Origin of the sequence: Marivirga atlantica (assembly GCF_016734805.1) — a bacterium.
In the GTDB taxonomy this organism is placed as follows: Bacteria; Bacteroidota; Bacteroidia; order Cytophagales; family Cyclobacteriaceae; genus Marivirga; species Marivirga atlantica.
The window spans coordinates 52,333-76,961 of sequence record NZ_JAERQG010000004.1 but is presented as its reverse complement, the minus strand read 5'-3'; the positions used below and the strand labels follow the sequence as shown (position 1 = coordinate 76,961).

Genomic DNA, 24,629 nt, shown 5'->3' with positions numbered 1-24,629 from the left:
GGTAGCCTCTCTAATAGCCAAATACGCTATCTTTGAACTACAACTTTCAAATAATAGTGCTCGTCATCCGATTCAATATTTAAATAGTAGAGTCCATTCTGTATTTCTTTAGGGATTAATACTTCATAATATTTTTTGTCTAAAAGCATCTCTTTTTTACCTAATACAATTTTTCCGTCTGCATTTATTAAGCTGATACAGACTTTTTCATCGATCTTATTAGCTGAAGATATGATTAAACGATCGTCTGTTACAGGGTTAGAAAATATTTGAAGAGATTGTAATTCTTCTTTATTGGCTGTAATTGAAAATTGAATAGTTGGAGAGGTCAAGCTGCAAGACTTATAATTAACCTGAAAATAATATGAGCCATTTTGACTTGGCGATAAAATGGGATTTGTCTCTCCTTCAATAGGTTCATCATTCCGAAACCACTGGATATTTTCTTGATAATTGGCCTTAAGCTGGTTTCCTATGGCCTCAATCTGAGGTTCAGCCATATCGGGCTCATAAGACAATATGAAGCGTTCACTTGCATTCAGTGAGTCTGTTACAGTGATTAAGAATTCATAAGTTAAACCATGCTCAACTCTTATTAAACTATCCGATAAAAAGTCTTTAAAGATGAAAGTTCCTTCTGGCAGTTTTTCAGATAAGTGTTTAAATTCAAGTTTATAGCTCCCCGCTTTTGCATCCTTTATTCCAAGCTTATGACTGAAACAATGGTCATAGGGTAAGTTTTTAATGGCAATAGGAATTGAATCATTACTGTTATGGTATAAACTGAAATAGCCGTTAAATCTTTTTACTGCGTCAATTTGCGGTAAATACGTCAAAGAGCCTGAATTATTTAACCTGTAGAACAATCTATCAATTAATTCACCTTGACTTAGCGAAATTACAAGTCCTTCTATGGCTTCAGTACTATTTCTGTAAGTATTTGAGTTGTTTATTGGCAATTTGGCTGATTCAGAAATACTAAGGCTAGGGCTTTCGTCAATTGTGCGTAGCCAGAATGCCTGATTTTGGGATAGTATGCCAGAGAATTCAACATCTCCTACTTCTCCATCCCAAACTAAAAATCTGCCCCCTGCCACGGTATTGTCTGCCACACTAATCGTATTGCTTATTCCTGAGCTGACCCAACCAGTAGTGCCCCATTCAATTGGAGAAGCATATGGATTAACTAGTAGATTCCAACCTGAGAATTCATTTTGAATGTCTGTATTGCCAATTAAAGTATAGTCGAATGTGTTCTGCACTAACTCCCCCTGCCATTTTATTTTGGCTGCTTCCTGTTCATTTCTAAAAAATATGGCATAACCTTTCCCTAATTCAAAAACTTCTTGGTTAGAGCTGTTCGGAAAAGGAATCCAGCTTTCTGTTGTGGTATTATAACTGAAAATGGAAGGATCACTTCCTAAAGTTGGTCCACTACTGGCTCCTGCAAAAGTGCCGGTCACGGGAATGAAGTTTTGTAATTTCTCAACTGAGAAGTTCAACATATTACTACCAGCGTATCTATAAACTCTACCTTGTGGTACTATTTTTTCACTAATAATTTCACCATCTATATTTCCAGAATTATTTAATAAATAGGCTGTTGTGGAATCTGTGGCCAATAATTGTAAGTAACCATTACTTGATAGAGTTCCATTATTTGCTTCTATCTTGTCATAGATTTTTAGGGTGTCTGATAACAGTATTTGGTTTACACCATTTATGTTGAACTGAAGTTCCTTAAAAATATTACCTGTCTGATCTAAGTTAAGGTAGTTATTTTCAGTAGGTGAGGCATCAATGAATAAGGAGCTTCTATTGCCTACTTTAAGTTTTCCGCCAGATGGATTTTCTGAAAGAATGTTATCACCAGTAAGATGAATTTGTGCATGCCCTATCTCAAAAGAAGTGTTTTGGGTCAAATTAATGCGACTTGCGTTTAGAAGCAGTTCAGTCTGATTTAATATTAACAAAGTATCTTGACCTAATAAGGATATTTCTTCAAATGTAAGCGCATTGCCCTCATAAATTATTTGGTGCTTTCTATCAGAGTTAAATGAAATTGAAAACGGAGCCGATGGTGTGAAATCTGTTGTTCCTTCAATGATTAAATCTTCAATTATGTTGATATTTAATCCAGTGCTGTGTTGAATTACCGCGCCTTCACCTAATGTTAAACTATTAAGCGTTACGCTATCACTTTCTAAACTCAGTTGATTGCCTGAAGTAACTGTGAGCTTTCCTGCACTAGAGAAATCAAGTGTTCCCACTGTATTGTAAATAATATTGGCATAAGGGTGAACAGAGGAGAAATCTACACCTGATGAGTGATTAATTTGCAGAGTGGCTGCAGAATCAAGTATTAACGGAATAGCTAAGGAGTCATTTAAGGTCAGGTAACCACCAGACTTCAGTTCAATATTTGTGACTACTCCTGTTTCTAAAATAGGACTGTTCAAATAGGCACTGTCAGTAATTTCAAATGTTTGGAAATTTGAGATAAAGCCATTGGGATTTTCTGAGCTTGAATTGTCTATCCAGTTGGTTGTTATGCTGATATCTGAATCTGGAAGAAGGCTGTATGATTTTGGCTCTTGATTATAGACTGAAAGTTTATGGCTTACTGAAATCCCTTCGGTACCCAGATTATTTTTGTTTCCCGAGTAGGGGGTTGCACTTATTAAGTAGGTTCCGGTTCTCACGTTCCACTCAGGTGGATTTCTTCTTCTGCTGAGTAAAAGCCCTACTGACTGTCGGTTTTCTGTTCTAATATTTTGATAGCCATTTACTGCAAAACGGAAGCTATTACACAATCCATCATCAAGCGCTCTTATGTTAATATCGCTTGTTCCTAAAGTGAAAAGGTTAATGATATTATTGCCATCTTCTAGCTGATATAAGTCAACATTACTATCACCATCCTGCAGCATAAGTCCACTCATAAAATTAAGGCTGCCCGGAAGGGTTTCAAAAAATTCAATCTCAACAGTGTCCGAGTTTACTGCACCATCATTATCGGTAATAGTTAGTTTTATTTGATGTAAGCCTGCTACCTGTGGAAAAAGCTTTATGTTTTGATCATCAATCACTTCAATGGTTGCTGAGGCAGGGTTTATTACCTCCCATAAATAGGTTGATATAGAGCCGTCAACATCAAAGCCAAATCCATGGATATATGTAAATTCATCTGGAAGCAGAAGCTTCAAATCAGGGCCTAAACCAACATAAGGTTTGGTATTTATAGTTTGCCCTTTTTCAAATTTTAATAACCATTCGAAGATAGAAAGCCCCATCGTTTCCGGGTAAACATCATTCCAGATATCATGGCCACGGGAGGGAATCAGATCAAAATGAGCCTGATAGAGTCCATTGCAATTATTGATACTATCAACCATGTCAACAGTAGAATTCGCAAAGGGATTTACCAATCCGTCATTGTCTCCGTGTATAGCCCAAATAGGAATATCCTTTACGGTGCAAGCTGTTGAAATATCGGCTGGACCCGACATAGGAATCATGGCAGCTACTTTTTCAGGAAATGCCGCTGCATAATCCCAACAGCCAGTTGCCCCCAAACTAACACCTGTAAAATATAACCGGTTAGTATCGATATTGAAATTGCCAATTACATCTGCTATAACCTCGTCTATTAAAGAGGTAGGCCACTTTTGATCGTTAACATTTGGTATAGCCTCATCTCTTGGTAATTGAGGAGTAACAACCACAAAGGGATAATCAGAAGGCCATTCACCCCTATCTATCAACCAGGCAGGGCTTCTATTGGAATTGTTCCTAAAGAATACCGAAAAATCATCGCCAATTTCTCCACCTCCCATTAAAGTAATTAAGAGAGGACTACCAGCTCCTGAAGCACTATAGGTTGAAGGTGTGTAAATAAGGTAATTGGTGCCTGCGGGGCTTTGCTCTTGGGTTTGCTGAGCCTTGAGTTTGGTATTGAAGAAACAAAAAAGAATAACAATAAATAAGAAAGTAGTTCTAAGACAGAGACCACGATATAATGGATAAGTAAAGGTGATAGTTCGATAAAGCAGCATTTTCAGGGGATTTGCCAGCTGTTGGTTCTTACAAACAATTTAAGAAGATTATTCCTGATTATATAGGTTTGAGGATCAGTTTCTTATGGGATAAGTAAAATATCAAATACTGTGCGTTTTAAAGAGGATGATATTCTAATAAACTAAAAGTTTGCTATTTACTAAAAGCTGACTGCCAGGAAGCATAAGCTTCTTTTTCCTGACCATCTTCATTGATCAGGCCAGTGCTTATCCATATCTTACCCAAATCCTTCGCTTCGTCAGGGAAAGTTTCCCAGAGTTCGTCATAATCTCGATGTGCCCACCATATAAGGTATTCGTAGTTTTTGGCTTGAGCATGGTTTAATAATGTTCTCAGATAGGTGTTTTGCTCATCTTCATTTCCTTCAATAAATAAATTGAAAGAATCGACTGTCAGATTCTCTGATAAATGAGATGTTTCAGCAAATGCGATAGGCTTACTTGTTCGGCTTTGCAAAAAATCAAGAGCATCCTGAAAGCCAGTTTCTGTGTTAAGTCCCTTAAAGAATGGGTAAAAACTAACAGCTACAAAATCTAAATTATTGATATAACTAAATACTTCATTGTTTTCAGTAGCATTAGCTTGATAGAGGTTATGAAGTGTAACAGATTCTGATACCATTAAGCTCGGAAATCTATCCTTTATGCGTGTTCTGATTTTCTGCATTAAGATTTTGTACTCATCCCAACGTTCAGGTGTGTTAATAAGTAGTTCATTGGCTTCAATTGACACAATGAGATAGTCAGGCTGTAGCTGTTCAGTAATGTATTCTAAATGCTTAAAATATGCATCTTCAATTTCTTTATCTGCATAGGAAGTGAAATTGGGCAAGTAGCCATCATAATCTGTTGCTAGATCGGTTCTTGCACTATTCAAGAGGCTCACTGAAATAGTTAAAGTTTTGTCACTTATTTTATGAGATTTTCTGTTTGCTATGTCTTTTATGAAAGCATCAGGAAGAGGCTGATTGTTGATCAAGGCGTACCAGGGAATGTTGCTGTCAATGTGCTCTGAATAAATATCAGCATGATCAGCAATAAACTGGTAAGTATCATTAACTGACTCAATACTGGCGGCATAAGGCCAGGTACTAAAGCCCATATGGAAGCTCCTGCTTGTTACATCAGAGAAAAAGATGTTTTCTGAAGCTGTATCTTCCTTGCATCCTGAAAACAGAAAGGTAACTAGAATAGAAGACAATAAGGTAAGGCTTATTTTCATTTGATAAATGAATTTCACCTAATTTAGTCAAAACCGATAAGTATACAATTATTAAAGCTGTGTATGACTGATAGTGTATAATACAAAGTCTTTTAATTCAGGATAATCAGTAAGTTCAGGATGAATAAATTCCAACTCCCTATGCATACCAATTTTTTGCATTACCCGCTCAGAAGCCTTATTGTTTATAGGACATAGCGCTTTTATTTCATTCAGCTTTAAAGTATTAAATACATATTTTAAACATTGTTGAGCGCCTTCGGTAGCATAACCTTTATTCCAATACTTTTTATGTATTCGCCAGCCTATATCGATAATAGGAGTAAAGTCAGCATTAAAATCCTTGTCACCAATCCCCAAAACACCCACAAAATCTTCATTTGACAATTCAAAGACGGCATAATAGCAGTAGCCTTTTTCAAGGTACATTTGCTGCATTCTATCCATCCATTTAATACTTTCTTGTACATCTCTTATTTCAGGGAAATAGCGCATCACTTCTTTATCCTGATTGAGTGCGAGCAGAAGAGGTAGGTCTTCATCTTGCCAATTGCGGAAACCAAGGCGGGCAGAGGTAAAGAGATATTTTGTGGGCATGATTCAAATATTTGTCTGATATTCAATTTTAAACTGAAAATTTATATTTCAAGCATGCCTTTGAGTGAATTATTTAAATTGGGCAAAAAAAAGACAGTCTCAAAACCATCTGGTTATTGCGAGGAACGAAGCAATCTATTAATTCATTTGAGTAAACTAAAATAGGTTGCCTCACTACGTTCGCAATGTCTATGCTCTATTGAGACTGCCTCTTCAATTTTTATTTAAAGAAATGTAAATCATATTAGTTAAGCAGTTCCTTATTTATAATATCCTCTAAGGCATTCTTTGGTAAAGCACCTGCCTGCATCATAGGTTGCTTCTCCTGTGGAATAAACAACATACTTGGTATACTTCTAATTCTAAAAACAGCTGCTAATTCCTCTTCAACCTCGGTATCAACTTTATAAATATTTATCTGATCTTTAAATTCATTTGAAAGCTCTTCCAAAACAGGAGCTACCATTTTACAAGGACCACACCAATCGGCATAGAAGTCAATAATAGCAGGTTTATCTCCTTTAAACTTCCACTCTTTCTCGGAAGTATAGTCAAATATATCTTCTAAAAATTTTTCTTTTGTTAATTGTATAGTTGCCATATATTCTAATTTATATACAAAGTAACGTGCTCATATCCATAGGGTTTGTAACATGTATTACAAAGTCCTGAAAATTATATTATTTCAAATCAGCAAGGTCAGCTTCAGTAAATGAACGAAATGAGAATTTATATCCTTCATATGCCGCTATACCATAGAAGATAATATCCATGAAGCTAAAGGTCTCTGACATAACAGGGAAAAAATAGGCATAGTCAAAAAGTAGTAAGGTATCTACTAACCCAACTCCCTCCGAATTAGCAAAAAAACCTATGATGCTTAAAAAGTTGCCAATAAAGCAACTTAACACTGCAATAACTCCTCCGGCAATACCAAATACTTGATCAAGACCTTTCCCAAAATATCTGATCCCAAATCCAACTCCCGCGCCAATTGCAATAGCCATATAGCCAATCTGATAACCTGTAGCTACTGTAATAAGTCCCCAAAGAATAGCTCCAACCAAGCCAATTACAAGACCAGCCATAATACCAGGTAAAAGCCTCTGTTCGAGTTTTAGTTTTTCTAAAACATCATTAGAAAGCTTAAACCTTAATTCATCTTGTTCAAGAGGCTCGGTATTAACTGGTTGAATAGTAACCGTTTCATCCAAATTGAAATCAGGGCATTCTCCTTCAAAAGTGGCTTTTTCACCAGTTAATGAACAAATTAAACCCTGCTGCATGTCCATTTTTCTATTGGTGCATTTTTTACAAAATTGTAGTCGCTCTTCTCTAGTCATTGTTAGATTAAGTATGGTTTTAACCGTCTAAAGTATATATTTAATATATATAAAACAAAGACGCATTAAGCGTTCACACTATGCAAATTTATATTCCAATAAGAGAAGTTTTATCTACCTCCAGGTGGACAATACATTTTGAGGTAATTGGTATAAAGTGTGCTTAAATGTTCCCCTGTACCTTCACCTTCGGAGATGCCATGCGTACGATTAGGATAAGCCATCATCTGGAATTGCTTGCCATATTTAACAAGCTCGTTAATCAGCATTTCGGCATTGTTATAATGTACATTGTCATCGCCTGTTCCATGAATATAGAGCAGATTGCCCTCTAGATTTTTGGCATAGGTGAGGGGAGAGCCTAATACAAATTCTTCCTTATTCTCTTGTGGTAAGCCCATATATCGCTCTTGGTAGATGTTGTCATAAGTTAACTGATTAGCAACTGCAGCTACTGCAATACCGGTTTTATAGATTTCCGGATACTGAAACATCAAATTTAAAGTAGCAGAGCCACCGCCACTCCAGCCCCAAACCGCCACTCTTTCAGGATCTACATAATCCCACTCCAGTACTTTTTCAGCTGCCCTGGCCTGGTCTGAAATATTCAGTCTGCCTATTTTTCGATAGATGGATTTTCTCCATTCTGTTCCCTTTGGTGCAGGTGTTCCGCGGTTATCAATGGTGATGTAGATATAACCATCTTCAGCCATATCTCCATTGTATAGAAAGTTTTTTCCTGCCGAATAAGTATCATTTACTGTAGCTCCCCATGGTTCTGTATACACATAAAATACTACCGGATATTTTTTGCTGGCATCAAAGTCTTTCGGTTTTACCATCAAACCATCCATTTCGGTTCCATCGACTATGGTAACTTTAAAGAATTCTACTGTTTTAGGTTCCTGTAATTCGCTAAGTCGTACAGCTATGCTTTTGTCTTTATCAAGTGCTTTATGCTGTGGTAAAGTGATGAGCTCTTTAGCAGGTTTTGTATAGCTATTCTGGAAGCTATGAAATGCATATTTTCCATTAGGTGAGATGTTATAATCATGCGTGCCTGGCATGTCACCTGGCGTTACCCTTTCCGCTTTGCCCTTGCCATCTAGCTTGATTTTATAAAGGTATTTTTGGGTGGCATTTTCAGGGCTGGCCAGGAAGTAAGCCTCATTTTTTTCATCATCGGCATAAAGTAGCTCCAGCACATCATAGTCACCTTTGGTGATGAGCTGCTCTTTGCCATCTAAGCCGATGCGGTACATATGACGCCAGCCATCTTTTTCGCTAAACCATAGGAATTCCTTTTTATCATTTATCCACTGAAACTCATGTCTGAAGGTAAGGGTATAAGAATTACCCCAGGGGCTTAAAACGTCAATCCAGGAGTTATTCTTTTCCTGATTAATGACGGTGGCTGTATTCTTTTCCACATCGCATTTATATATTTTACTCTCATTTTGCTTGCGGTTGAGCTGTTGCAAAAAGAGCAGATTAGGATTGTTCCACTCCATACGTGTGAGGTAATGTTGCTGTGGATCTCCTGGGATGTTCAACCAGTTCGTAGTGTTCGATTTCAAATTATAAACGCCAATTTTAGCCGGTGATGGATCTGTACCTGCCGTAGGATATTCTACCGGAATGATTTCAGAATAAACTGAATCGGTAAAATTAACCATATCATAATCAGGAATTTTTCGGGCGTCAATTTGCCAGTATGCTATTTTACTGCCATCTGTATTCCATTGGAAGCCATCTCTACAGGCAAACTCTTCTTCATAAGCCCAATCGAAAGTTCCGTAAATCAATTTACGATTACCATCCTTTGTGACAGCGGTTATTTGCTGGTCATCAAGTGATTCCACATAAATATTGTATTCGCTTACATATGCTACTTGGGAACCATCAGGTGAAAGCTTGGCAAAGCGAAGAGAGGAAGCATGGAATTTCTTTCCTACTTGTTGTAGCTTTTTGGTTTTTAAATTGAGCACCCAATAATCGCCTTGGGTAGGAAGTCGCCATACTTTTTTGCCATTGGTATAAATGAGCATTTTCTGCTTATCAGGCGAGAAGGTAAAGTCCCACACTGCAAGTGGCTCGCCATTTTCAGGTGTGAGCATATCGGCACTGATAAGAGTTGTGGGGGTGTTTGCCGGTAAATCGTAACGCACGATACTATTATTTTCTACTTTATAATAGCTGTTTCCATCATCGGACCAATGAATTTGCTGTGCCTGAGTAGGAATTATAAATACCAGACAGAAAAATAGGCTTAATTTAAGTGAAGTAATGAAGTGTTTCATGGCTATTGTTTTTCAGTAATTTAGCCATAAAAATGCGAATGGCTTAAACCGCAGGTGTAAAAGGCAAAGTGTTAGCTATAAGGGAAATGAGTAGAATGACGTTTTTTCTGGATTTTTCTTTGATTAAAAATGTTTAACAGATTTTGCTGTGTGCGAAATGTATTGATTGAAACTTTGGGTGTTAAGTGCCACTAAAAATGAAAGCATAAATTGCCAGCCTTTGTCGGCAGACAAGCGGGACACCTGCAGAAAACCTAGCTATGAAATGAGTAAGCAAATGGGGTTTAGGCCATGTTAGCGAATTTTTTTATATGCTAGCCATATCTTTTAGTATTAAAATACTTTATTCTATTTTCCTGACTGTGATGGATATTTTGATATATGAGGAATGGCACTGTAACCACACCTGTAAATGCAGCTACAAAATAAGCGTTTCTTGATTTTAACAAATAAGGCCAAAAACCAACAAATATCGCAATTGAACCAATTGCGAAAATTAATGCTGCCACTAGATAAATTCTTTTGTTTTCAACAGCCTTAATATTGTTTGGGTCGTACTTAAGATTTGCATTACAAGATTTACAAGATAATTCGACTTTTTCTCCTCTATTTTTAACTAAGTCAAATCTATCCGAAACTTTAGCATGAAAGGTTTTGAAGGATCCGCAAGAAGCACATCTTGTTATTAGTTTCATTCGACTCAATTTTCGCTAACGTGTTGCAGCCATGGCACATGGCCGCTTGCTACTCAAATCTTTATTGATTTCCTTTATGTTTATTTTACTAATCATTTGTCTTAATAACTCAAATGCGGTCATGTGATATAGGTGCTGTTAGCGGCTGCCATTTATTAATTTTGTATTATTTTATAAGTCACAATTTCAATTAAAAGGGTAAATCGTCATCGTTCATTTTTGTGTTTTGGGATTTCGGGTAAATCTCTTCATAATCAATACCATGGTTTCCCAAAATGTTAAATCTGTAAGAAAATATTTCACCATGACTAACTCCTTGTTCTTCTAATATTTTGATTATTATTTTATCAATAAATTTGTCTGTAATCTTTATGAAATGATTTGTTGATTGAATCGAAAGTATTTTATGACCACTTGATCTAAGTTGATGAGATTTCAATACCTTCTGTTCCTTAAAATAATCTAAGATCTTTTCATAAATTCCGGAGTATTCTATTTTATAATTATCATCTTGGAATAGAAGTTTGGCTTTAATTTCTTTACCATGTACAATTACATTCCTTAAGCTAAAAAGAATTTTTATTCCTTTCCATGTTTCATTGTCCACATAATAATTTAAAGTCTTTGGTAAAATAGTTTTACTAATATCCAAGTACTGGTTCCATGAGGCTTTTGTCAATTTCATTTGAATAGTTTCCAAAACCCTTTTGTAAGAAGTATCATTGGTTTCTTTAATGCGTTTTTCAATTATGGATTCAAGTAATTCATTCAATATAGATTCTATGTATGTGCAAAGTAAAATTGATATTGATATATTAATCCCTTTTATTATATCGGGTTCATTTGTTGTCTTTCGTATTTTATTTAGCCAATGAATGTGACTTATCAAATAACCAGTCGTTTGAATAGAATTATTATAAGATGTTGGTTTTTTCTCCATTTTCATTGCTTATTCCACCATCTGATTTCCTCTAACGAGCGCGTGTAAAAATCCGTGCGCCACTTTTAATTAAGGTGATGAAGTTAGCAATTTTTATTTTGCTATCAATAGCTGGGTGGACGTGACCGAATCTGGTTAAGTTACCTTTTACTTCGCCTGCCAAAAATTGCGGGAATCAACTAGTCTTGCTTGCTTGAGACTGCTGAAGCGCATGGTTTTTATATAGTGTTACATTTCGTTTTTCAGATTAGTCTGTAACTTTTTTGAACTTCCTTCTGAAAACTGATAGCTTATCTTGATCAGGGTCGTAATCTCTAAGAATTAGGTTCTGTTTTTCAAGCTGTTCAATAACATAAATCCTATCACCAAGATACAGCAAAGAGTCCTTGATTGAATACATAAATTCTAAACCACCACCAGATTCTGTTCCAGTCAAGTCAGAGCTTAATGAAATTGTCAAGTCATCGCAACTATATGGTTGCCCATCAAGGGTCATGTTTTCGCCTGTTTCACCGTCCTCTAATTCTTTATGATAACATTCCCAAGAACCTATGAGTAACTTAAGTTTGTCTGTGTTCTGAGCATTTAATTGAATAGAGGAAAAAATGAAAATAATTGCGATTAAGATTCTCATGTGAATAGTAAAGTTATGAAATGTAAAATCCGAATATGGCAACCGAAGTTACTATATCCGGCTTATATTTCTTGATAACCGATTGTAACGGATTGTTGTCGTTTAGTTGAGAAGCTCTATTTCGGTTTGGATTAAACATGTACACAAACTACATAATTTAACCTTTAGCTACTACTATTTTAAGGTTTATTGATTAGCCAAATCTATTCAAATTGAAAAAGGATCCGTTCTTACAACTTCCCTCTTCACTCTACAAACTTCCTTACGCTTCAAATAAACTTTCTACCACTTTACTATCAATAGTCTTTAAGTCCTCCTCATTATCAATATCAGTAAGGGCAGGCAGCTTTTGGTATGAATAATTCAACCGCTTCAAATCGGCTTCCGTATCGGCTGTTACAGTTTCAGTACTCCACTGCTTGTTTTGGAATACTTCAGGAATCAATTGTGACATGCCGAGCAAGTAATAGCCTCCATCAGTACTAGGGCCAATAACTGCTTTGTTATCTTGTAAAGTATCAAAAGCTTTGTCAATCATCTGGGCATCTAAGGCATAACAGTCGCTACCGATGATGCAGATGTTTTGATAACCATCTGCAAAACCCTGTTCAAACGCTTTGCACATTTTATCACCTAAGTCACCCTCAGACTGTAGGTGTTTGCTAAAGCTTTCATTTTCCGGCCAAAGGTCATGGGTATCGATAAAGGAAGAGTAGAAGATGTATTTATGTGTATTGGCATCTGCTACTACATCCTTGGTATGCTTCAACATGTTTTTGTAAAAAATAAGGGCTTTTTCATCACCCACTGTAGCTGCTAAGCGTGTTTTACATTTACCCAATTCAGGGTTCTTCACAAATACAATTAGTAAGTTTTTCTGCATCAATCAGTTACTTTTACGCCTTTACCTTCTTCCAGCCATTTACCCCAGCGTTTGTTGTAAGTGTGCACGCTGTCGGTTTTTTCTCCTTCAGGATTATAAACAGGGAGTCCTTCGTTTTTCCATTGGAAGATGCCTCCGTAAAGGTTGTAAATATTTTTATAGCCCGCTTCTTTTAGTTTTTCGCCTATACGTTCACTACGATAGCCCACTGAGCAGTAAACCACGATGGTTTTATCTTTATCAGGAAGTGAAACATCTGCCAGTTTAAAGTTGTCGTAATCGGCAAATTGGGCATTTTTTAGATGGCTCACCTGGTATTCGGAAGGCGAACGCGTGTCTAATAAATAAACGTCTTGGCTAGCCATCATGCTATCAAGCGTGGCAGGCTGCATAAGTGGTACAGTGCGTTTGTATAAGCTATTTAATTTCTGATCATAAGTCTGCTGACCGCAGGCTCCCAAGAGGTTGAGCAGCGATAAACTGGCTATTTGTATGAGGCGATTCATATTAATTATTTTCTTCCTTTTATTATTTCAAATACGGCAAAACTGATCACCGAGATGTATTCAACTGCGGTAATCCATAAGTTTTCACTAAATCCATTAGCCGAATAACCAAGGTAAGTGAAAAATATCAGGAATGACCAAAGTAACGGAAACTTGTAATTTGTTAGCACACTTAATGCGACCATTGGTAATATATACCACGGATGAATGGTGGTAGCAAAGAGGCAATAGATAAACCAACTCCACAAAGCTCGTTCTGAAATGCTTGTTTTTTTTGACGCAAACAGATTATAAAGGCCTATTAGCGCAAAACCGATTAAGCTAATAAGCGGGCCTGCCGTTTGGATGATGTTATAGCCTTTACTCCAATAGCCGACTTCACGCACCAAATAGTAAATGCTGGCATTAAACTCAAAAGTCTGAAAATAGAGTTTGGCACTGGCTCCACCACCTTGGAAAATGCTGGTTTGGAGTAATGGTAAGAAGGTGACCAGCGCAATTGCTAGCGCTACGAGGACAAAAAATACATAAGCCTTAAGGTTGATCTTTTTGAAGAATGTCGCAAGCCAGATGATCGGAATGATCTTAAAGCTTATCGATAGGCCTAAAGCTACGGCACTTTTAATTTTCTTATTTTGGTCCAGGTAGTAGATTGCGAGTAACAGAAAGCAAATCACAAAAGCTTCAAAATGCAGATTACTGGTTAATTCCAAGATCACTAGCGGATTTAAGGCATAGAGCATTAGAGCTTTGGCTTCACCATTTCTTGCCTGAATTAGTTTTGATAAGGTGATAAGACTTATCACTTCTGCAGCGAGTATAAAAAGTCTGATAATGATTATGGAGCCTTTAATACTGGTAACAGAAGCGGCTATCACGAAAATCAGCTGATTAATCGGTGGATAAATAGTGTAATAGCCGGGTGAATTCAGTAGTTTAAATAGCTTTTCTGAAACTTCGGGATTAGTTTTTATCAAGTCATTAGGTAAATAGGCATAAGCATCAATGCCTTGTAGCCAAAGCCTTCCATCCCAGATGAAGCGAAATACATCTTCCGATAAATTAGGCGTGGCAAGCAAAAGCAAAATACGAAAACCAATGCCTAACCAAATGAGTTGTTTAAAGTTCCAACCAGTCTTTTGAAAGAGTAACCAAGCATATGCGCTGAATAATAAGATGTATTGTGTGATGAGTGCTACACTGTCATGCCTTGCCGTAAAGTAGCTGATGGAAATCAGCAGCAAGCCGAAAAGAATCAATACAATTCTATGTCGGCTCTGGGCAATCAATTTTTGAGTTTAGGGCTTACTGAATGATAGAATACTATGGCGTAACCAAGCATCAGCATAAAGTGGAATATAACTAATCCGTAGTCGCCCAGACTGAAACCTAACCAAATACCGAAACCAAAATACACTGCCAGTATAGCCTCAAGAATGGTTAGCCAGCTAATTTGTACATTGAGGTATTTATTATGCTTCCAGCTATCACTCCCTTTTTTAACATTGAACTTAGGTGTTCTGATAAAGGCAGATTTAAAACCCAACAATCCCTCAGCTACTGCAATAGCATTGTGTAATGAGAGCCCCATAGATACTGTTATAAAAAGTGGGAATGTTTTAATAAAGTGAAAACGCTCGTTCTTTAACTGCTTCGTGGCAATCCAGTAGAAAATAGCTATAGAGAAAAAACCGATCAGAAATACGCTTCCAATCTGGAAAAGCAATGCCAACTCAGGTCTGATGCTTTTGATGTAGAGCATAGGCACACTTAGCAAGGCAGTAAATAAGATAGCTATAAAAATAGAGCTGTTAAATAAATGAAAAAAGGCATGCAGTTTATTGCTAACACCTAGCTTGGCTCTTAATACTTTGCCGAAATTTTTTCTGGCAGTTTCCGCTCCACCTTTGTTCCATCGGAATTGTTGCGACTTAATAGCCGGCATGATAATGGGCAACTCAGCAGGAGACTCAACATCTTCTTTGTAGACAAACTCCCAGCCTTTTAATTGTGCTCGGTAGCTAAGGTCTAAATCTTCGGTGAGCGTATCAGCTGACCAGCCACCAGCATCTTCAATAGTAGTTTTACGCCAAACGCCAGCTGTACCATTGAAGTTGATAAAGGAACCTGCATGACTTCTACCTACCTGCTCTATGGTAAAATGAGCATCGAGGCCAAAAGCCTGTAGTTTAGTGAGTAAAGAATATTTTTTGTTGGTATGTCCCCAACGTGTTTGCACAACGCCCACTTTGCTATTATGAAAGTAAGGAATGGTAGCTTTTAAGAAATTTGTTGGAGGCAGGAAGTCGGCATCAAAAATGGCGATATAGGCTGCATCAGTTTGCTCCATGCCATATTGCAAAGCACCAGCTTTAAAGCCACTTCTGTCTGCCCGCCTAATGAGTTGAATATTTTTTCCCTTAGCCTGCCAATCACTAATCTTTTCTCGGAGGATATCTGTTGTTTCATCTGTTGAATCATCCAAAACCTGAATTTCTAACAACTCATTCGGATAGTCCAGTGCGCAAACGCAATCTACCAATGATTCAACTACATACTTTTCATTGAAAACGGGTAGTTGTACACAAACTTTAGCGGTAAATTCCGCTGTAGCTTCTTCTGCGACTTTAGGGTTCTTCTTAGCCCTTAGATAGTGCCAGGTAAGGTGTAGTTGCCCAAGGCTGAATAGAAAAATGAAGATCAATCCTGCACCATAAAGCGATATAACTAGCCACTCCCAACTCATATTATAAATATCTGAAAATAGTATACAAAATCTTATAACCTGCCATAATAGTTCCCTTCACTGTTCCTGAAACTTTTGACGTACCGATTCGGGTTTTGTAATTCACAGGAACTTCAGTGCATTTTAATTGATGCTTGGCTGCTTTAACCTGCATTTCTACTGTCCAGCCATAGGTTTTATCCTGCATATTAATTGCTAATAGTTTATTGTATCTGATGCTTCTGAAAGGACCCAAGTCTGTAAAATTCACCTTGTAGAATAATTTAATCAGGTTAGTGGCCAGCCAATTTCCAAATACCTGAGGGATAGTCATGGAGCCTCTTTGTCGATTGCCTAATGCGCGTGACCCAATCACCATATCGTAGCCTTCTTCTGTTATTGGTTTAATTAACAAAGGCATCTCTTCAGGATAATCTGAAAAATCGGCATCAATGAAAACTACAATCTCAGGATGTAGATCGTTTTCTTTTATATAATTAATTCCCTTTAAGCAGGCATTTCCATAACCCTTTATCGGCTGATCAATAACTATAGCGCCTTCTGCTTCGGCTCTTTTACGTGTATTATCGGTAGAGGCATTGTTTACTACTATAATTTTATCAACCCATTCTTTCGGAATAGCGCTTACTACCTTGCCAACAGCATTTTCTTCATTAAAAGCAGGGATTATTACTACAGTCTTTGAATACATCATTCTAATTAGCCTGCAAATTTATAAAATCGTTCAGCTTTTAATGTCTCTATTTGGACAAATTCTCATATCGTTCCTGAAAGAATGGCATGTATTTTGATTTCTTCGAGTTGATATACAGACAAAATGACTCTTAATAGAGAATATTTTTTGGGTGGAATATTATTTGATGTCTTAGTGAAAAATGAAAGGATTATGGTTGGAGATATGAATTTACTAGAAAATAAATCGCTGCTTAGAAATTTATTATTTCAAGGTGATCAGTTGCACACTTTAGGAGGAGGTATCGCTCAGATAACGATGGAAATGGAAAGACAGGAAGATGGATTTTTGATTTCCGTATTTGCACCAAGTGTATCTCCCGATAACTTTAAAATATTAACTGAAGGGAAGTATATGCAACTTTTTGCTGCCCATTTGAATCAAGAAGGTAGTGGTGTTCGCATACCAATCTTTTATAGAAAAATTGATTTACCTGATTATGCAGATGCTGAGGGTATTATTGCTGAGCACAAAGAAAATCAATTGAAGGTTTTTGTTCCGATTGGTTTAAACACTAGTTCTGGAAAGCATGAGATTCAAATCAAACAATTATAAAATATATAATTTGCGCATAGTCGGCATGGGGTTTAGGCCGACTATGTTGAATTCCCCATTGTAAGACTAAGGTGTTTTTCTTAAAACACCTTTTTTTATGCATAATACTTTCTGTAACATAAGTTACAAGCCAAAGAGCTTCATTTTTCGTTAATTGTATTGAAACGAGCTGCTGAACTTTTATCACAAAATTAAAGTATAGCTTAAGGTAATTATACTTATGGAAAAATATTTTGAAATTTTTATCTCTTCTTTTAAAGATTATGCACGCTATGTGGGTAATGAAATTTTGAATCCACATTGGGGTAATTACTTCTTTTGGCTGATAGGTATTTCTTTATTTTTCTACTTGCTGGAAATTGTAATTCCCTGGAGAAAAAATCAGGCCTTGATAAGAAAAGATTTCTGGTTGGATGCTTTTTACATGTTCTTCAATTTCTTTCTTTTCTCCCTCGTTGGATATTATGCCTTTTCCAATGTATTTGTAGAACTGTTCAACGATTTTCTGGCGATTTTCGGTGTTGAAAATCTGATAGCCATAGAAATCAATAGCTGGCCGGTTTGGGCTCAATTGCTCACGCTTTTTATCCTGCGCGATTTTATTCACTGGAATGTTCATCGCTTGTTACACAGGGTACCGTTTTTATGGGAGTTCCATAAGGTACATCATTCAGTAGAGCAAATGGGCTTTGCTGCTCATTTACGATTTCACTGGATGGAAACAATAGTTTATAGAACCATAGAATATATTCCCCTGGCTATGATTGGCTTTGGCATTCAGGAGTTTTTGTTGGTCCATTTGTTTGCTTTGGCCATTGGTCATTTTAACCATTCCAATATCAAGGTGCCGCTAGGACCTTTAAAATATGTTTTTAATAATCCGCAGATGCATATTTGGCACCATGCTAAAAAAATGCCTCACAACTATGGCGCTAATTTTGGCATTTCTTTAAGCCTTTGGGATTACCTTTTCCGCACGAATTATATCCCTCATGACGGTCGTGATGAACCCCTCGGCTTTGAGCATGTGGAGGAATTTCCTGATAATTTTAAAGACCAGGTATTGTACGGTTTTAAGAAGGAGAGAGATTAACATACTTTAGAAAAAAGTTATGGATTGTCCAAAAATTAAAGCAGCAAATAAAATCAGCTAAAATTGCTACTTTTTGGTATAAAAATCTTTCTAATTAAGGAGTCGAGTTTTTAGCTATTAAGATTTTCAGTAGAATTAAACTTCTCCTTGGAGAAGGAGGTAGGGAGGATTGATTTATATACCATTTTATTAAATTCGCATATGCTTAATTTCTATCCAGGCCCATCAAAATTAGATGCTAATATTAGTAAATACTTTCAGGAAGCTGTAGCTGCAGGAATTCTTGAAAGAAACCATAGGTCGGAGGCTTTTGAGCAATTATATGCTGATGTGGTTCATCAGTTTCAACAAAAATTACAACTGCCCAAGTCATATCAGCTATTATTCATTTCATCTGCCACTGAAGTCTGGGAGATTATTGCACAATCATTCACCAAAAAAGGAAGCTTGCACTTTTACAATGGAGCTTTTGGTGAAAAGTGGTTTCAGTATACTCAAAAACTCACTGCGAATAGTAAGGGCCTATCATTTGAGTTGAATACTTTAGCTGATTTTCCTCAGGATGTATCAAATTTTGATGTGTTGGCTTTCACCCATAATGAAACCAGCAATGGCACACAGCTTACCAATGATTTTATTGCAAAAGTTAGAAGTGATTATGCTAAAAAGTTAATTGCTTTTGATGCTACTTCCTCAACGGCTGGTGTAGCATTAGATTGGCAAAAAGGAGATATATGGTTTGCATCAGTTCAAAAATGCTTTGGTTTACCATCAGGTTTAGGAGTACTTATTTTGAGTCCTAAAGCTATTGAACAAGCGGAAAATATAGGGGAGAGCAACCATTACAATTCAGCTCTTTTTATGCTGGAAAATGCCGCAAAAGGACAAACGCATTATACACCCAATATTGCTAACATCTACTTCCTTAAAAGAGTGTTGGAAGACAGGGAGTCCATTGAAGAAGTTTCAGCTAAAATAAGTAGAAGGTCTTCCAAGCTTTATAATGCAATTGGGGCGTTAAATAATTTTGAGTTGCTCATTAAAAATGCTGAAGTCCGCTCCGATACAGTGCTGTGTGTCAAGATGCAGGATGAGCGAATTGATCAATTAAAATCGGCCGCACAAAAGGAAAACATCATTTTAGGGAATGGCTATGGCAGTTTGAAAAGCTCCACTTTCAGAATAGCAAACTTCCCTGCTATTGCGGATGATGAATTCGATCAGCTTCTAAATTTCTTACGGAAGTTTGATACTCAAATCAATTGATTATTAATCAATTAACTATACGATTAATACAAAAATAAAATAGCAATCCATTGTTGCTATTTTAACTTATCGTACCTTCGCGCAAATTTTTAAAACATGCTCAATTTCAAAGAAATTATTTCAGTATCACTTATTCTTTTTTCAGTAATCGATATTCTGGGTTCAGTGCCTATTGTAATAGACCTACGTAAAAAATTAGGTCATATACAGTCGGGTAAGGCTACTATTGTAGCTGGTATTATTATGATTGCATTTCTCTATTTAGGGGAGTCAATTCTTAAGTTATTTGGTTTAGATATTAGCTCTTTCGCAATAGCTGGTGCTTTGGTTATGTTTTTAATAGGAATGGAAATGGTATTGGGCATTACCATTTTTAAGCATGAAGATGCTTCAGCCTCAAGTGCTTCAATTATGCCAATTGCTTTCCCATTAATTGCAGGTGCGGGTACTATGACAACACTTATTTCTTTAAAGGCAGAATATGAGCAAATAAATATCATTATTGGCGTAGCTCTCAATCTTGTTCTTATTTTTGTGGTGTTAAAAACTTGTGGCTGGCTGGAAAGAAAAATTGGCCAGGCAGGATTTAGTATTTTAAGAAAAGTATTTGGTATCATCTTATTAGCAATATCAATCAAACTATTTAAAAACTTCTTTTAGTGGTTACAATCTATACAGATGGCTCAGCACTAGGTAATCCCGGCCCGGGAGGATATGGTATAGTGATGCGCTTCGGAGAAAAAAAGAAAGAAATATCAGAAGGTTACAGAAATACCACCAACAACCGGATGGAGCTTTTAGCGGTCATAGTGGCACTACAAAGCATGAAGACCACCAAGTATCCGATTCACCTGTATTCAGATTCAAAGTATGTGATAGATGCCATTACCAAAGGCTGGCTTAACAACTGGGTAAAGAAGAATTTTAAAGACAAGAAAAATGTAGACCTCTGGAAGCGCTATCTGGAGGTCTCTAAACCTTTCCAGATCAATTTTCATTGGGTGAAGGGTCATGCCGGAAATCCTGATAATGAAAGATGTGACCAATTGGCTGTAGAAAAAGCTCAAAACGGCCCACACAAAGTGGACGTTGGTTTCGAAAATAAGTAGTTTTGTCCAACAAAATGCCTCGTTCATCGTTGCATTGTCCGAATCAATTATTAATTCATCTATGAATAGAAAACAGTGTATTTTTAAAATGAATAAGCAATTTGTGATAGTAGCATTGCTATTTTTTTTCGTTTCAGCAACTGCTGTCGGGCAGGATTATGAAACTGCCGTTGGTGTTAGAGGTGGTTTCCCGACAGGATTAAATGGTAAACATTTTTTCAAAAAGAATACGGCCGTTGAAGCTATCCTTTCTGGATATGGAGGAGGTTTTGAATTTACCGGTCTCTATGAAATCCACACAAACGCTTTTGATGTTCCTTATTTAAATTGGTACTATGGACCAGGAGCTCATATTAACTTCTTTGCGGATAATGTGATTCGTCCCGGTTATTTTTATAATGGGAGGGCAGCTGGTTTTTCAGTAGGTCTCGATGGTATTTTAGGTATGGAATATACCTTAACTGAAATTCCTTTTGTAATAGGTTTTGATGTAAAGCCAGCTCTTGATTTCTTGCCGGATCCTTACATATATGTAGGTTTCGGTATGTCAATCAGGTATTATTTTTAAGGTAGAATAAGGCTAAAGTATATAAAGGGTTATTCATTTAATGGATAACCCTTTATTTTTGAGCAATGATTTTCCAGTTCAAACAATTTGCAGTAAGGCAGCAGAAAAGTGCAGCCAAGATAACTACAGATGCCACAATTTTTGCTGCAGAACTATCTGCCTCAGCGGCTCACAGAGGATTTCTTGAAATTGGAACAGGAACAGGAGTTTTAACTCTTATGTTGGCGCAGCGATTTGATCAGGCAAATATTGATGCTGTTGAAATTGAAGAGAATGCTTTTCAGGAAGCGCAGAGTAATTTCACAAATTCCCCCTTTGCTGACAGACTAAATATTCATCATTCGGCCATTCAACAGTTTTACCCTGAAGATAAATATGATGTTATCTTTAGTAACCCACCATTCTTTAATAATAATCTGCAGTCTGCTATTAACCCAGATAAGAACACAGCTTACCATACCAACAGCTTAAGCTTTTATGAATTGGCTACTTCTATTGAAAGATTGCTAAAAGAGGACGGAGAAGCATCTGTTATGCTACCTGTTTATGAGAGCGAATTATTTGAGAAGGAGATGACGAAAATAGCTTTTTTTGTTAAAGAGATTATCTTTATAAAGCATAATGAGAATAAAGCACCTTTGAGGAAAATTCTAAAATTTGTAAGAGCAGCAATAAAAAATCCGCAAACCAAAACAGTAACTGTCAGGAATGCGGATAATTCATTTTCCGATGATTACAGGAGTCTAATGACGCCCTTTCTTACCATCTTTTAGATTTCTCTTTCTTCTTCTGTTATTGAAATATTATGCTTGGTAAGTTCTTCCAGAATGGGTTGATATATCTCTTTTTGAGTTGGTACTTGAACTCCTCTCAAATTAATATTTCCATTGAGGATGTTTTTGACTGCAATCCCTAATGGTAAACCTACTGTTTTTGCCATAGCAGTAATACTTTCATCTTCACCGTAAGATACTATAGATGATACTTTCTCGTACTTCTTGCCATCAATCTCATACTCAAATTTATGTTGCATCACTATCATGTCCTTATCACCCGGTGAAAGGCTCATTTTTTGCTCCATAATAGCTTGCATCACTTGAGCAGGAGATCCTTTTTCAATAGGCAAAGGCTTGTCATCAAAAAGACCTAGCCATGCTATTTTATTAAAAGCATCCGATCCTTTTTCAATGCCAGTATATTCACAAAGCTTGTCTTCAATAGATTTATGTTCATCGTATTTTAAAAAGGCATTAAGAAAATCACGATGACTAAGCTGATCTAGTGCTTCCATTTCATAGTTATCATCTGTAATACCTAGTTGGACGAATACATCCCAAGCCTTTGAATAGCCAGGTCTCCTCAAGGTTCCTCTTAAAAGAGTAGGTATTTCCTGAATATCGTAGACCTTTCTGTATGAGAGAGAATCTCTGTTAGGATAACCCTCAAAATCACCTAGTTTATCAAAGGTGAAGGTTTCTAATCTTTTAAATAGCTGATGGTAAGGAATATACTTGTATCGGTTATTTCTTATAAAGCTTGCCGTTCCTTGACCTGCTAGCACCACATTTCGTGGGTTCCAAGTGAATTTATAATTCCATGGATTATTATCGCTTTCAGGAGCAATAAGTCCTCCGGTAAATGATTTGAAAGAAAGCATTTTGCCATTTTTCTCTTTCACATCATCTATCACTTCCATAGCAGTCATGTGATCAATGCCCGGGTCCAGGCCGCATTCCATAAGAATGAGTGTATTTTGACCCTTCGCAATATCTGAAAGGGCAGCAACATCTTTGTTGTTATAAGAGGCCGTAACCAGGTGCTTACTCAAATCCACACACACCTCGGCAACCAAATGGTGAAACCTTGCAGGTAACATACTAACAACTAAGTCTGCCTTAGCAATTTCATCCTTTGCCTGAGTGCTATTGAAAATATCAAATTGAATACAGCTCACAGCAGGATGGTTTCCTGCTTTCTCTTCGGCTAAACTGATGTCGAAATCAGCTAATTTTATTTGCCATTTCTCTTGTTCTGCATTCTCCTTTAAATAGTTAATTAATGCACTGGCTGATCGGCCAGCTCCAATAACCAAAATATGATTCATGAATATATTCGTTTTTAGTTAGGTGTCATAAAAAGACTTTAAAACTGATAGGCTCTAAATTTTTATGATACTCCTAATACTTATTAAATTGATTTAAGCCGTTTAATAGTTTTTTTGCAAACGATGGCAAAGTTATTAATCTGCTTAAGAGAAAAAATGATAAAATCATATTTATGTGTAAAAATTAACAATCGGTCGAATTACCTAAGATGTAATTCATATTTATTGCAGAAATAATTTATTAGTCTTAATATTAAACAGTTTCTGCGTGCAGGCTATTATTACATGGTCTGTAAATTGTTAAACAGATAAAAATATTGAAAAGCTTAAATGCTTTGGTTTTCGAGGGTTTTTAATAAATCTACCGAAATTAAATATTGAAGATACTGATACCTATAATAAAAAGGACTAACTGATACACTTCCCCATGAATAGACAGGATATAGAAATATCAGACCTGAGGAGAATCACTGAATTGGTAAAGGAAAAGTACAAATATGACTTTACTAATTATGCGATGTCCTCATTCCGAAGAAGAATACTCCGCATAATGGAGCTATACAAATTCGGATCGGCCGATTTACTTATAAAACGGCTAAAAGATGATGATGCATTCTTCAGCGATTTTATTGCTGAAATTACCGTGAATGTTACAGAAATGTTTAGAGACCCTTCCTTCTGGAGGGTACTTAGGGATGATGTTATTCCTAATATTTTACTTAATCATAACAATATCAGTATTTGGCATGCAGGCTGTTCTTCGGGGGAAGAAGTTTTTTCAATGGCCATCTTGTTAAAAGAAATGGGGATTCTTAACAAAGCCAAAATTATTGCAACAGATATCGATAAAGTGATTCTTGAAAAGGCTAAAATGGGCCATTACTCTATGAAGAATATGGAGTTAAATGAGAAGAACTATATCAGATTTGAAGGCAAAAATAAGTTCGGAGATTACTTTACAGAACAGAATGGTAAGGCTGTAATGGATAAAACACTGGTGCAGAATGTATCATTCCGAGAGCATGACCTGGTTCAGGGTGTGGTATTCAATAAGTTTGACTTAATCCTTTGCCGCAATGTGATGATTTACTTCAACCAAAACCTACAGAATGAAGTGCTTAAAAAACATCATGAGAGTTTATTTAAATATGGCTATTTAGTAATTGGTTCTAAAGAATCACTTATCTGGTGCGAGATAGCCAATAAATTCATTGTGGTGAATAATGAGGAAAAAATCTATAAAAAAATTAAAGATTGAG

General features: G+C 36.5%; 23 protein-coding genes. 8 read left to right on the top strand and 15 right to left on the bottom strand.

The genetic code is table 11. The features are described from left to right. Positions 1-26 precede the first annotated feature (26 nt). The 14 genes from JKP34_RS14610 to JKP34_RS14545 all read right to left on the bottom strand — a co-directional run bounded on the left by JKP34_RS14610 (position 27) and on the right by JKP34_RS14545 (position 16,633). On the bottom strand, positions 27-4,055 hold the full coding sequence (locus JKP34_RS14610) for a PKD domain-containing protein (RefSeq protein WP_201923097.1): 4,029 nt from the start codon (positions 4,053-4,055) through the stop codon (positions 27-29). 154 nt (positions 4,056-4,209) lie between these two features. Beyond that, the gene (locus JKP34_RS14605) at positions 4,210-5,298 is read right to left on the bottom strand and encodes a glycosyl hydrolase 53 family protein (protein WP_201923094.1); all 1,089 of its coding nucleotides are present in this window, start codon (positions 5,296-5,298) and stop codon (positions 4,210-4,212) included. 51 nt (positions 5,299-5,349) lie between these two features. Beyond that, the gene (locus JKP34_RS14600) at positions 5,350-5,895 is read right to left on the bottom strand and encodes a GNAT family N-acetyltransferase (RefSeq protein WP_201923092.1); all 546 of its coding nucleotides are present in this window, start codon (positions 5,893-5,895) and stop codon (positions 5,350-5,352) included. A gap of 244 nt (positions 5,896-6,139) precedes the next feature. After that, entirely contained in the window at positions 6,140-6,496 is a 357-nt protein-coding gene (gene trxA, locus JKP34_RS14595) for a thioredoxin (protein ID WP_201923089.1), read from the bottom strand. A gap of 79 nt (positions 6,497-6,575) precedes the next feature. Further along, positions 6,576-7,238: an inorganic phosphate transporter gene (locus tag JKP34_RS14590; protein WP_201923086.1), complete on the bottom strand. Its 663-nt coding sequence runs from the start codon at positions 7,236-7,238 to the stop codon at positions 6,576-6,578. 110 nt (positions 7,239-7,348) lie between these two features. Continuing rightward, positions 7,349-9,538 (bottom strand): S9 family peptidase, encoded by a 2,190-nt coding sequence (locus JKP34_RS14585; RefSeq protein WP_201923084.1) that lies wholly within the window; start codon positions 9,536-9,538, stop codon positions 7,349-7,351. A 314-nt stretch (positions 9,539-9,852) separates the two neighbouring features. Continuing rightward, positions 9,853-10,233, bottom strand: coding sequence for a hypothetical protein (locus JKP34_RS14580; RefSeq protein WP_201923081.1), 381 nt, complete (start codon positions 10,231-10,233; stop codon positions 9,853-9,855). Between the two features lie 190 nt (positions 10,234-10,423). Beyond that, complete coding sequence (locus JKP34_RS14575) at positions 10,424-11,173, bottom strand: hypothetical protein (RefSeq protein WP_201923078.1); 750 nt, start codon at positions 11,171-11,173, stop codon at positions 10,424-10,426. Positions 11,174-11,420: 247 nt separating this feature from the next. Next, entirely contained in the window at positions 11,421-11,807 is a 387-nt protein-coding gene (locus tag JKP34_RS14570; RefSeq protein ID WP_201923075.1) for a hypothetical protein, read from the bottom strand. 262 nt (positions 11,808-12,069) lie between these two features. After that, positions 12,070-12,690, bottom strand: a complete 621-nt coding sequence (locus JKP34_RS14565; protein WP_236665016.1) for a TIGR04282 family arsenosugar biosynthesis glycosyltransferase — start codon at positions 12,688-12,690, stop codon at positions 12,070-12,072. Continuing rightward, a complete protein-coding gene (locus JKP34_RS14560) occupies positions 12,690-13,196 on the bottom strand; it encodes a rhodanese-like domain-containing protein (protein WP_201923069.1) in 507 nt (168 codons plus the stop codon). The genes JKP34_RS14565 and JKP34_RS14560 overlap by 1 nt, the downstream gene beginning before the upstream one ends. 5 nt (positions 13,197-13,201) lie before the next feature. Next, on the bottom strand, positions 13,202-14,485 hold the full coding sequence (locus JKP34_RS14555) for a hypothetical protein (RefSeq protein WP_201923066.1): 1,284 nt from the start codon (positions 14,483-14,485) through the stop codon (positions 13,202-13,204). Next, the gene (locus JKP34_RS14550; RefSeq protein WP_201923063.1) at positions 14,482-15,942 is read right to left on the bottom strand and encodes a cellulose synthase family protein; all 1,461 of its coding nucleotides are present in this window, start codon (positions 15,940-15,942) and stop codon (positions 14,482-14,484) included. Before JKP34_RS14550 ends, JKP34_RS14555 begins: the two co-directional genes overlap by 4 nt. A 1-nt stretch (position 15,943) precedes the next feature. Further along, positions 15,944-16,633: a glycosyltransferase family 2 protein gene (locus tag JKP34_RS14545; RefSeq protein WP_201923950.1), complete on the bottom strand. Its 690-nt coding sequence runs from the start codon at positions 16,631-16,633 to the stop codon at positions 15,944-15,946. Between the two features lie 126 nt (positions 16,634-16,759). Here JKP34_RS14545 and JKP34_RS14540 point away from each other — a divergent pair, with 126 nt between their 5' ends. From JKP34_RS14540 to JKP34_RS14510, 7 genes are all read left to right on the top strand, one after another. Continuing rightward, the gene (locus JKP34_RS14540) at positions 16,760-17,230 is read left to right on the top strand and encodes an Hsp20/alpha crystallin family protein (RefSeq protein ID WP_201923059.1); all 471 of its coding nucleotides are present in this window, start codon (positions 16,760-16,762) and stop codon (positions 17,228-17,230) included. Positions 17,231-17,450: 220 nt separating this feature from the next. Further along, a complete protein-coding gene (locus JKP34_RS14535; protein WP_201923056.1) occupies positions 17,451-18,323 on the top strand; it encodes a sterol desaturase family protein in 873 nt (290 codons plus the stop codon). Between the two features lie 201 nt (positions 18,324-18,524). After that, positions 18,525-19,589, top strand: coding sequence for an aminotransferase class V-fold PLP-dependent enzyme (locus JKP34_RS14530; protein ID WP_201923053.1), 1,065 nt, complete (start codon positions 18,525-18,527; stop codon positions 19,587-19,589). A 96-nt stretch (positions 19,590-19,685) separates the two neighbouring features. Then, positions 19,686-20,249, top strand: a complete 564-nt coding sequence (locus tag JKP34_RS14525) for a MarC family protein (RefSeq protein ID WP_201923049.1) — start codon at positions 19,686-19,688, stop codon at positions 20,247-20,249. Beyond that, positions 20,249-20,698, top strand: a complete 450-nt coding sequence (rnhA, locus tag JKP34_RS14520; RefSeq protein WP_201923045.1) for a ribonuclease HI — start codon at positions 20,249-20,251, stop codon at positions 20,696-20,698. The genes JKP34_RS14525 and rnhA overlap by 1 nt, the downstream gene beginning before the upstream one ends. An 88-nt stretch (positions 20,699-20,786) precedes the next feature. After that, positions 20,787-21,266, top strand: a complete 480-nt coding sequence (locus JKP34_RS14515; protein ID WP_201923042.1) for a hypothetical protein — start codon at positions 20,787-20,789, stop codon at positions 21,264-21,266. A 65-nt stretch (positions 21,267-21,331) separates the two neighbouring features. Further along, entirely contained in the window at positions 21,332-22,039 is a 708-nt protein-coding gene (locus JKP34_RS14510) for a tRNA1(Val) (adenine(37)-N6)-methyltransferase (protein WP_201923039.1), read from the top strand. Here JKP34_RS14510 and JKP34_RS14505 read toward each other — a convergent pair. Continuing rightward, positions 22,036-23,370 (bottom strand): saccharopine dehydrogenase C-terminal domain-containing protein, encoded by a 1,335-nt coding sequence (locus tag JKP34_RS14505; protein ID WP_201923036.1) that lies wholly within the window; start codon positions 23,368-23,370, stop codon positions 22,036-22,038. The two genes, JKP34_RS14510 and JKP34_RS14505, sit on opposite strands and share 4 nt — an antisense overlap. Before the next feature lie 427 nt (positions 23,371-23,797). Between JKP34_RS14505 and JKP34_RS14500 the strand changes: the two genes are divergently transcribed. Continuing rightward, positions 23,798-24,628, top strand: a complete 831-nt coding sequence (locus tag JKP34_RS14500) for a CheR family methyltransferase (RefSeq protein ID WP_201923034.1) — start codon at positions 23,798-23,800, stop codon at positions 24,626-24,628. The last annotated feature ends 1 nt before the right edge of the window (position 24,629 follow it).

Bases quoted from the DNA above. Each gene is read 5' to 3' on its own strand.
- JKP34_RS14610 (WP_201923097.1), bottom strand. From the start codon at position 4,055: ATGCTGCTTTATCGAACTATCACCTTTACTTATCCATTATATCGTGGT.
- JKP34_RS14605 (WP_201923094.1), bottom strand. From the start codon at position 5,298: ATGAAAATAAGCCTTACCTTATTGTCTTCTATTCTAGTTACCTTTCTG.
- JKP34_RS14600 (WP_201923092.1), bottom strand. From the start codon at position 5,895: ATGCCCACAAAATATCTCTTTACCTCTGCCCGCCTTGGTTTCCGCAAT.
- trxA (WP_201923089.1), bottom strand. From the start codon at position 6,496: ATGGCAACTATACAATTAACAAAAGAAAAATTTTTAGAAGATATATTT.
- JKP34_RS14590 (WP_201923086.1), bottom strand. From the start codon at position 7,238: ATGACTAGAGAAGAGCGACTACAATTTTGTAAAAAATGCACCAATAGA.
- JKP34_RS14585 (WP_201923084.1), bottom strand. From the start codon at position 9,538: ATGAAACACTTCATTACTTCACTTAAATTAAGCCTATTTTTCTGTCTG.
- JKP34_RS14580 (WP_201923081.1), bottom strand. From the start codon at position 10,233: ATGAAACTAATAACAAGATGTGCTTCTTGCGGATCCTTCAAAACCTTT.
- JKP34_RS14575 (WP_201923078.1), bottom strand. From the start codon at position 11,173: ATGGAGAAAAAACCAACATCTTATAATAATTCTATTCAAACGACTGGT.
- JKP34_RS14570 (WP_201923075.1), bottom strand. From the start codon at position 11,807: ATGAGAATCTTAATCGCAATTATTTTCATTTTTTCCTCTATTCAATTA.
- JKP34_RS14565 (WP_236665016.1), bottom strand. From the start codon at position 12,690: ATGCAGAAAAACTTACTAATTGTATTTGTGAAGAACCCTGAATTGGGT.
- JKP34_RS14560 (WP_201923069.1), bottom strand. From the start codon at position 13,196: ATGAATCGCCTCATACAAATAGCCAGTTTATCGCTGCTCAACCTCTTG.
- JKP34_RS14550 (WP_201923063.1), bottom strand. From the start codon at position 15,942: ATGAGTTGGGAGTGGCTAGTTATATCGCTTTATGGTGCAGGATTGATC.
- JKP34_RS14545 (WP_201923950.1), bottom strand. From the start codon at position 16,633: ATGTATTCAAAGACTGTAGTAATAATCCCTGCTTTTAATGAAGAAAAT.
- JKP34_RS14540 (WP_201923059.1), top strand. From the start codon at position 16,760: ATGACTCTTAATAGAGAATATTTTTTGGGTGGAATATTATTTGATGTC.
- JKP34_RS14535 (WP_201923056.1), top strand. From the start codon at position 17,451: ATGGAAAAATATTTTGAAATTTTTATCTCTTCTTTTAAAGATTATGCA.
- JKP34_RS14530 (WP_201923053.1), top strand. From the start codon at position 18,525: ATGCTTAATTTCTATCCAGGCCCATCAAAATTAGATGCTAATATTAGT.
- JKP34_RS14525 (WP_201923049.1), top strand. From the start codon at position 19,686: ATGCTCAATTTCAAAGAAATTATTTCAGTATCACTTATTCTTTTTTCA.
- JKP34_RS14515 (WP_201923042.1), top strand. From the start codon at position 20,787: ATGAATAAGCAATTTGTGATAGTAGCATTGCTATTTTTTTTCGTTTCA.
- JKP34_RS14510 (WP_201923039.1), top strand. From the start codon at position 21,332: ATGATTTTCCAGTTCAAACAATTTGCAGTAAGGCAGCAGAAAAGTGCA.
- JKP34_RS14505 (WP_201923036.1), bottom strand. From the start codon at position 23,370: ATGAATCATATTTTGGTTATTGGAGCTGGCCGATCAGCCAGTGCATTA.
- JKP34_RS14500 (WP_201923034.1), top strand. From the start codon at position 23,798: ATGAATAGACAGGATATAGAAATATCAGACCTGAGGAGAATCACTGAA.